At 45.1% G+C, this 3,689-nt stretch carries 4 protein-coding genes; 2 read left to right on the forward strand and 2 right to left on the reverse strand.

What is annotated here, in order from left to right; all coding sequences use genetic code 11:
- Positions 1 to 1,134: peptidoglycan DD-metalloendopeptidase family protein (locus H5300_RS25890; RefSeq protein WP_182797280.1), on the forward strand; the 1,134-nt coding region annotated here is incomplete at its 5' end.
- A gap of 98 nt (positions 1,135 to 1,232) precedes the next feature.
- Here H5300_RS25890 and H5300_RS25895 read toward each other — a convergent pair.
- Both H5300_RS25895 and H5300_RS25900 read right to left on the reverse strand, forming a co-directional pair.
- The gene (locus H5300_RS25895) at positions 1,233 to 1,553 is read right to left on the reverse strand and encodes a heavy metal-binding domain-containing protein (protein ID WP_004730185.1); all 321 of its coding nucleotides are present in this window, start codon (positions 1,551 to 1,553) and stop codon (positions 1,233 to 1,235) included.
- A gap of 36 nt (positions 1,554 to 1,589) precedes the next feature.
- Positions 1,590 to 2,537, reverse strand: coding sequence for a LysR substrate-binding domain-containing protein (locus H5300_RS25900; protein WP_182797281.1), 948 nt, complete (start codon positions 2,535 to 2,537; stop codon positions 1,590 to 1,592).
- A gap of 91 nt (positions 2,538 to 2,628) precedes the next feature.
- Here H5300_RS25900 and H5300_RS25905 point away from each other — a divergent pair, with 91 nt between their 5' ends.
- The gene (locus tag H5300_RS25905; RefSeq protein WP_182797282.1) at positions 2,629 to 3,666 is read left to right on the forward strand and encodes a DMT family transporter; all 1,038 of its coding nucleotides are present in this window, start codon (positions 2,629 to 2,631) and stop codon (positions 3,664 to 3,666) included.
- The last annotated feature ends 23 nt before the right edge of the window (positions 3,667 to 3,689 follow it).

Genomic DNA, 3,689 nt, shown 5'->3' on the forward strand with positions numbered 1-3,689 from the left:
GATACAGATACAGATACAGATACAGATTCAAGCTCAAGAACGTTGGTAAAAGTTCATTACTTTGTGAAGGTTGGAGATACGCTCAGCAACATCTTTTCGTCATGGAAACTGCCTTATGAGACAGTTCAAAAAGTGATGGAAGCGGATCTTGAGTCTTTGAAGCTCGATACAATAAAACCTGGCGACCATCTAGAGTTGCTTTTGGATAGTGACTCTAAACAACTCGTAGAGCTGATTTTCCATGAAAGTCTCGTAGAGCAGGCAGTCTTCACTAAAAATAATGATGGAAGCTTTAATTACCAATTCCATGAAATGCCTGGCAAATGGAAAGAAAAGCTCTATAAGGGCACCGTTCATGGAAGTTTTTCAACGTCAGCATACAAAGCGGGATTAACAACCGCCCAGATAGCCAATATTACTCGAACGTTAAGAGACAAGATTAACTTCTCAAAGCAGTTAAGAGCGGGCGATGAGTTTAATGTGTTGGTCAATGAGCAATACACAGGCGACCATCTAACAGGAAAAACAGAGATCCAAGGCATATCGATTAGGTTACGAGGTAAGGAAGTGGCCGCGTTTCTTGCTCCAGATGGACGCTTCTACGACAGAGAGGGTAATAGCCTTGAGCAAGCGTTCAATCGCTACCCAATAGACAAACAATTCCGAAGAATTACTTCGCCATTTAACCCGTACCGTAAGCACCCAGTGACCGGACGTATATCTCCGCATAATGGTACTGACTTCGCAACACCCGTAGGGTCGCCAGTTTATTCAACCGGTGATGGTCGAGTTATTGCTATTCGTAACCACCCGTATGCGGGGAAATACATAGTGATTGAACATAACAGTGTTTACAAAACTCGCTATCTGCACTTGAGCCGATTCTTGGTTAAGAAGGGGCAGCAGGTTAAGCGTGGGCAGAAAATTGCGTTGTCTGGCACGACTGGTCGCGTAACCGGGCCGCATTTGCATTTTGAAGTACTGAAGCGTGGAAGAGCGGTGGATTCGATGAAAGCGAACTTACCTTTAGCGAGTTCTATCTTACCTGAAAATAAAGGTGCATTCTTGGCGAGAGTTGCCTCGTTTGATGACATGCTCTCCGGGCAAAAGGTTGCACGAGTAACATCAAGCTAAGTATCAGCTTATAACCGTTCTAACCCTCTGGCGGCTAATCATCAAAGGGTTGGAACGAGTTTTCATTAGGCTGCCTGATTGCTCAATAGCTTAATAGATTAAGCGACGACAACCGCCGTGCCGCTAGCTGATACCATCAACATGCCATTACCTGTTCCTAATACTTCATAATCTATATCGACTCCAACCACTGCGTTGGCACCCGCTTCAATCGCTTTTTGCTCCAACTCTTTGAATGCGTAGTTGCGTGCTTTCTCCAGTTCCTTTTCGTAGGTGCCAGAACGTCCACCCACAAAGTCACGAATTCCTGAAAACATATCCTTGAAAACATTCACCCCTAGAATGGCTTCTCCGGCGATAACCCCTTTGTAATCGACAATGCGTTTGCCTTCAACAGATTGAGTGGTGGTAATAATCATAATGGCCTCTTGTAAGCTTGCTGAGTTGTTACTTGCTTATTGATTGATAGTTTGGTCTTGTTCTCGAATGTCATCGTTCAGTGCTGTCTCTGAGCGTGTGAATTCATGCCTCAACCATGTTCTCAGTTTTAGCACACTTTCTTGTTTTAATTTGTTTTTTGGGCAAACAAAATAGAAATCTTGGTGTGGGTTCGCGACGGGTTCGCCCAGCTCTACTAGCATCCCATGGCTGATGTCATCTTTCACAAACAAGCGATGCGTAACCAATACGCCTAACGAACGAATTGCAGCTTGAACCGCTTGAATGGAGACATCGAACGTCAAGTTACTGTGGAACGTCGGCATTGGTATTTGATAATGATCACACCACACCTGCCAGTCATGCTGTCGTCTTGGGTTAAACGCACCAATGGTTGGGTTTTGTTTCACAAGTTGCTGGACGTTTAATCCGGTCTGGTTTTTCAATAGAGCAGGGCTGCACACCAAGACTAGTTCATCGTCGCCGAGCTTTTCGCTGTAATATTGTTCCCATTCGTTTGGCTTGCCATGTACGAGGGCAATATCGACCCCTTCTTGTTCGATATCGAAAGGGCCGGTTAATGTCGAAATACGGATATCAAGTGAGGGAGCAAATGCTTGGAATTCGGGGACTCGAGGGATCCACCAGTGCATCGCGAGCGAGTTGACCATGTTGAGGGTAATGCGGTGATCGTTAGGCGTTCTGGCAAGCTCTTCTGTCGCCTCTATCACCTGTTCCAGTGCTGGCGCGACTTTACGATAATATCGCTTACCTGCGGAATTTAGAACAACACGACGGCCGACACGTTGGAACAGCGGCTTATTGACCAGTTGCTCCAATGATTTGATGGCTTGGCTTACTGCAGAATGACTGACATACAACACTCGAGCAGCGTCGGTCATGCTGCCTGTTTCAGCTACAGCGATGAACGCATAAACGGATTTAAGCGGGACGAGTTTCTTCATTGGTAAGTTTTCCTTACAGTTATGGTTAATATTACTCGCTATTTTTCATCACGTCACGCTTCTAAAATAGGTGTCATAGGAGGTGATAATTATGTCTGATATTACCAAGGCGACGACTTTCATGTTGTTGTCGACGTTCAGTTTGTCTTTAAGCGGCTTAATGGCCAAGTATCTGTCTGAAGTGATGCCCACTTCGTTACTCAGTTTTGTGCGTTTTTTGTTACCCAGTCTGTTCTTATTTTTATTCTTGATGTTTTACAAAATAACGAAACCTTCACTCGATATGTGGAAACCTTTAGTGATGCGAGCGATCTTTATGGTGGCGTGTCAGTGGTGTTTCCTTACTTCACTACAAACCTTAACGCTGGTTGAAGGTGTGGTGTTATTCAGTACGGGTCCGTTGTTTATTCCATTGTTAGAAAAATTAATATTCGGAACCAAGATTCATACAACGACTATCGCATGTTTAGCCATTACATTTTTCGGCGTAGTGATGATGGCAGGGGATTGGTCGCAGTTTGAGTTTGGTTCGGAGTTCTTTAGACCTGCATTGTTACTGGGTTTATTGGCGGGTATGTTTAACTCTGGCTCACAGGTGAGCTTGTACCGAGCCTCGAAGACGAGCTTGACACCCGCAGAGCTAAACGCGTGGACGTTCTTGGTCGCGGCAATCATTGTGATACCGATGGTTGTGTTTACTTCAGTATCTGCTGCTCCTGATGTGCTTGAGAGTGCTGTGGACAATGGAACTTTATCGGCTCAGCTATCTTTTGATGACTTACGTTGGATTGGACTTGGTGCATTTGGACTCGCACTGTTTACCATCAATACTCAAATTTTCCGCTCCAAGGCTTATAAGCTTGCAGACAGCGGTTCCCAGTTGGCACCACTGATTTTTACTAACATGCTGTTTAGCGCCTTATGGCAGGGGTTGTTCTTTGATGATGTGTTTTCTACTCAGCAGATGATTGGCATTAACCTGATTGTTGTGGCGAGTATCACCAACACGCTATTAGCAAAGAGACACAGCAAAGCAAAAGCCAACCAGACACCGCGAGTCACAGTGGCTGTAGCGACGGTAACGACTGTAGTGGACGTTGCGGTGTTGGATTCTGCGGCTAAAAGCTAATCATTGGCCTTATAGGCTATAGG

The sequence above is a fragment of the Vibrio sp. SG41-7 genome, assembly GCF_014164465.1.
In the GTDB taxonomy this organism is placed as follows: Bacteria; Pseudomonadota; Gammaproteobacteria; order Enterobacterales; family Vibrionaceae; genus Vibrio; species Vibrio splendidus.